Origin of the sequence: Microcystis sp. M49636_WE2 (assembly GCF_030065375.1) — a bacterium.
Classification (GTDB): Bacteria; Cyanobacteriota; Cyanobacteriia; order Cyanobacteriales; family Microcystaceae; genus Microcystis; species Microcystis aeruginosa_C.
This window is the reverse complement of sequence record NZ_JASJFG010000358.1, coordinates 1-4,024: the sequence shown is the minus strand read 5'-3', so window position 1 is coordinate 4,024 and position 4,024 is coordinate 1. Positions and strand designations below refer to the sequence as shown.

Here is a 4,024-nt window from a genome sequence, read left to right as displayed (position 1 = left end):
GAATACTGGTTCCCAAAGCGGCAGAACCGTACAGGAGAAATTTACGTCGTCCTAAATTTGACATGATGATCTTGAACTAACCTCGCTGACAATATTAGCTACTTCACACGGATGTTTTTGCTGAGGAGATTTTCGGGAATCCTTCTACAAATATCTGTGTGATATTACGGCTAGGTTAGCAGATTTTTTGTGATTTTCGCTACTTTTTGGATATTTTTTGTAGTTTTAGCTACTTTTTCAGGAAAAATTAATTATTTTTCTGGAATTTGCCTCAGTTTTTTAGCTATCAGGAGCCGGGAGACAGGAGGCAGGAGTCGGGAGACAGGAGTCAGGAGATAGGAGATTATTTCTATTTATTCTTCCGACACCCCACACCCCACACCCTACACCCCACACCCTACACCCCACACCCCACACCCCACACCCCACACCCCACACCCCACACCCTGCCCCCACCGAAAAGCTTTTTGCCGCAAACCTCATTATCAATCCGAATCTGGCCAAAGCAGCCGGACAGCAAGCAGCGCAAAACCAATGGCCGCTATCGCTTTTAATATCTTAGCGGGGAATAACTGCGCCATACTGCCGCCCGCAAGGACTCCTAAGAAACTGGTGCAGATTAAGGCGGTAATTGAGCCAAAAAAGACAGCTTTGGGTGATTTGGAACTGCCACCGAGAGCGATCGCTACTAATTGACTTTTATCGCCTATTTCTGCCAAAAAAACCGTGATAAATGTCAGTCCGAATAATTGCCAATTCATAAATTCTAGGGAGATGGGTGATGGGGAGGTGGGGAAGTGGGGAAGTGGGGAAGTGGGGTGTGGGGTGTGGGGTGTGGGGTGTGGGGTGTCGGAAGAATAAATAGAAATAATCTCCTGTCTCCTGTCTCCTATCTCCTGACTCCTGACTCTTGATCACTGATTGCTTAGAGAATATCGCCGATGAGTAAACCAGTGATCAAAAGGAGAAGGATAGCGACACCGATATCTAAGGTTTTGGGGGAAAGACGACGAGCAATCCAATAACCGATCAGGACACCGAGGAGACTGGTAGCGATTAAAGCGGTGGCTGCCCCGGCAAAAACCACCCAGGGGGATTGGGATTCGGCACTGATCAAAAGGGTGGCTAATTGGGTTTTATCGCCGATTTCAGCAAAAAATATGGTTAGGAAGGTGGAACTAAACACCGTCCAAAAACTCCAAGAAGGTGGCTGATCTGGCTTTTTTTCGGTTGAGGCGATCGATTTGCTATCAGTCATCGGCTAAGGAAATAATTTTCATACTTTTTTCATTTTAGCCCGACTGGTTTTCTGGCGATAGTTTCTGCTGTTGATTACGCTGTCTCCTTCCCCCAATAGTTAAAAAACCCTAGTCGATCGAGGTAGAGTTTCCATCCTAGAGTTTAATAATTATTAGACTAGGACGAGCGCAAATTGCTTGGAGGTATAGCCCCTATGGTAGAAAACAGAGATTATACTCTGATTATTGACAAAAGTGGCAGTATGTCCACTGCTGATAAACCCAGCGAGAAAACCCGTTGGCAAATTGCCCAAGAATCCACCCTCGCCTTGGCTAGAAAGTGCGAGGAATTCGATCCCGACGGCATCACTATCTATCTTTTTTCCGGACGTTTCCGACGCTATGATAATGTTACTTCCGATAAGGTGACACAAATTTATCAAGAAAATGAACCCATGGGAAGGACAGACCTAGCCGCTGTTCTCCAAGATGCCCTCAATAATTATTTTCAGCGCAAAACTGCTGGCAAAACTAAACCCAACGGAGAAACTATTCTGGTGATTACCGACGGAGAACCAGATGATCGCAAAGCGGTGATGCGTCAAATTATCGAAGCTTCTCGAAAACTCGATAGGGATGAAGAATTAGCCATTTCTCTGATTCAAGTAGGCCATGATCGACAAGCGACAGAATTTCTCAAAGCTTTAGACGATCAACTAGAATCGGCGGGGGCCAAATTCGATATTGTTGACACAATTACTATCGATGATATGGAAGATATGACCCTAGCGGAAGTTCTTCTCAACGCCGTTACCGATTAATTTCTAGCCAGTAGGGGTGATATATCTTCACCCCTAATCAAGGAGGATTTAACTGCCAGTCAGGGCGACAAATTTATCTTTTTCCTCATCGGATAATTGATCGGATTGTCCAGTGATTTGTTTGTAGATTTTGAGATATTCCAAAGCGGATTTATACCAACTAAAATCTTGAGTCATGGCCCGTTGTTGTAGTTTTTGCCAATCCTGTTTATAACGGAAACTTTCCCAAGTCCGGATCATACAGGTAAACAGGTCTAAAGGTTCATAGCGATCGAAACTAAATCCTGTTCCTCTTTCCTGAATCGGGTCGTGGAAAGATACCGTATCGACTAAACCACCGGTGCGGCGTACCATGGGAATGCAACCATAACGCATGGCCATTAATTGGGAAATGCCACAGGGTTCAAAACGGGAAGGCATTAACAAAGCATCGGCCCCCCCATAGATGCGACGGGAAAGGGCATCACTATAGAGAAGATGCAGGGACATTCGCCCCCGGAAACGGGAAGTCATCTCCCATAGTTGGGTTTCATAATAGCGATCTCCTGTACCTAAAATAATCAATTGTGCATCAGTATAGGTGAGAAAGCGATCTAAAATTTGCATCACTAGATCAATACCTTTTTGTTCTACCAAACGCGTCACCATCCCCATGACAAAGGCATTTCTGCTGACCTGTAGCCCCACTTCTTCTTGCAGGGCAATTTTATTAGCCAGACGTTTTTCGATGGTTTCTGGGGTAAAATTCTGCTTAAGATAAACATCTTTAGCCGGGTTATACACCTCCGTATCGATGCCGTTGACAATGCCCACCAGATTGCCAGAAATATAGGACAATAATCCCTCTAAATTTTCGCCATAAATGGGGGTTTGTATTTGACGGGCATAGGTGGGAGAGACAGTCGTGACGCGATTAGCAAATTGAACCGCCGCGGCCATGGTATTATCGCCCTGCATATACCAAGGACACCAAGTCATTTTTTCTAATGCTTCGCGCCAAGGACCCTGGTAGGCGAGATTATGGATAGTAAAAACGGTGCTAATATCGGGGTCTTGGTGCATCCAGACGGGAATCATGCCCGTATGCCAATCATGACAGTGAATAACTTGCGGTTTCCAGTAATTCCAGGCGAATTCCGCCGCACCATTCGCAAAAAGGGTAAATCTCCAGGCCTCATCTTCGCCTCCGTAGATACTACGTCCAGAGAAAGCTAGATGACCAAAGAGGTAGAGGGGAATATCCGTATCGGGTAAAACCGTCTCATAGACTGAAAAATCCTGAAACATGGCGAATCCTGACCAAATGGGTTCGGAAGGGATGTCCATTTTTTCCGCAAGAAAACCGTAGTAGGGTAGAAAAATCCGCACATCATGACCTAGCTGACGCAAGACTTTCGGTAATGCCCCAATTACGTCTCCCATTCCCCCAACTTTGGCAATTGGGGCGGCCTCGGCACCCACAAATAGAATTCGCATATTCTTCCCGATTTACTTCACGACGACAAGAAATTTTAACAGATAAAACCCCCCTAGCAGGATTTGCAAGTAGGTTATTATCGGATTAGCCTAGATTTTTCTTTAACGAACCAGAGAGCCAACAAGGGACATAATTAGCTGTTTTGGGCATTATTAAGTTTTTTAGCCTTTTTTTACCGAAATTTTGGGTTAAAGCCCCGTCCTTTTAGGACGGCTTTTTAAACTATATCTTGTTAACTTAACTTTTAAGTACCTAAGCAAAATTAATTACACACATCTAACCACCTCTTGCCTCTTGCCTCTTGCCTTTTGCCTTTCTTCACTAGGAAATTAATTTTGCACGACTACTTATTGTGCTATACTGATTTTGTCTAAGTCCCCCCTGCGTAAAATGTTTGTCTTAGAGTTTAAAGTTAAAGCTAAAACTCAACAGTATCAAGCCATAGACGATGCTATTCGTACTGCTCAATTCATCCGTAACAAATGTGT

The 4,024-nt window shown here is 44.5% G+C and carries 4 protein-coding genes and 1 pseudogene; 2 read left to right on the top strand and 3 right to left on the bottom strand.

The window, feature by feature from the left end:
• Positions 1-485 precede the first annotated feature (485 nt).
• Both PX484_RS08530 and PX484_RS08525 read right to left on the bottom strand, forming a co-directional pair.
• Positions 486-761, bottom strand: a complete 276-nt coding sequence (locus PX484_RS08530) for a TMEM165/GDT1 family protein (RefSeq protein WP_002732425.1) — start codon at positions 759-761, stop codon at positions 486-488.
• 164 nt (positions 762-925) lie between these two features.
• Positions 926-1,258: a TMEM165/GDT1 family protein gene (locus PX484_RS08525; protein ID WP_002733233.1), complete on the bottom strand. Its 333-nt coding sequence runs from the start codon at positions 1,256-1,258 to the stop codon at positions 926-928.
• Between the two features lie 195 nt (positions 1,259-1,453).
• Between PX484_RS08525 and PX484_RS08520 the strand changes: the two genes are divergently transcribed.
• Positions 1,454-2,059 carry a vWA domain-containing protein gene (locus PX484_RS08520; protein ID WP_002733700.1) on the top strand — a complete coding sequence of 202 codons (606 nt, stop codon included), beginning with the start codon at positions 1,454-1,456 and terminating at the stop codon, positions 2,057-2,059.
• A gap of 48 nt (positions 2,060-2,107) precedes the next feature.
• Here PX484_RS08520 and glgA read toward each other — a convergent pair whose 3' ends face one another.
• Positions 2,108-3,535 (bottom strand): glycogen synthase GlgA, encoded by a 1,428-nt coding sequence (gene glgA / locus PX484_RS08515; protein WP_288103458.1) that lies wholly within the window; start codon positions 3,533-3,535, stop codon positions 2,108-2,110.
• 391 nt (positions 3,536-3,926) lie between these two features.
• Here glgA and PX484_RS08510 point away from each other — a divergent pair.
• A pseudogene (locus tag PX484_RS08510) lies at positions 3,927-4,024 on the top strand (RNA-guided endonuclease InsQ/TnpB family protein); the annotation flags it as partial.

What these genes read in the sequence shown, in the direction of transcription:
- PX484_RS08525 (WP_002733233.1), bottom strand. Translation starts at nt 1,258, where the DNA reads ATGACTGATAGCAAATCGATCGCCTCAACCGAAAAAAAGCCAGATCAG.
- PX484_RS08530 (WP_002732425.1), bottom strand. Translation starts at nt 761, where the DNA reads ATGAATTGGCAATTATTCGGACTGACATTTATCACGGTTTTTTTGGCA.
- PX484_RS08520 (WP_002733700.1), top strand. Translation starts at nt 1,454, where the DNA reads ATGGTAGAAAACAGAGATTATACTCTGATTATTGACAAAAGTGGCAGT.
- glgA (WP_288103458.1), bottom strand. Translation starts at nt 3,535, where the DNA reads ATGCGAATTCTATTTGTGGGTGCCGAGGCCGCCCCAATTGCCAAAGTT.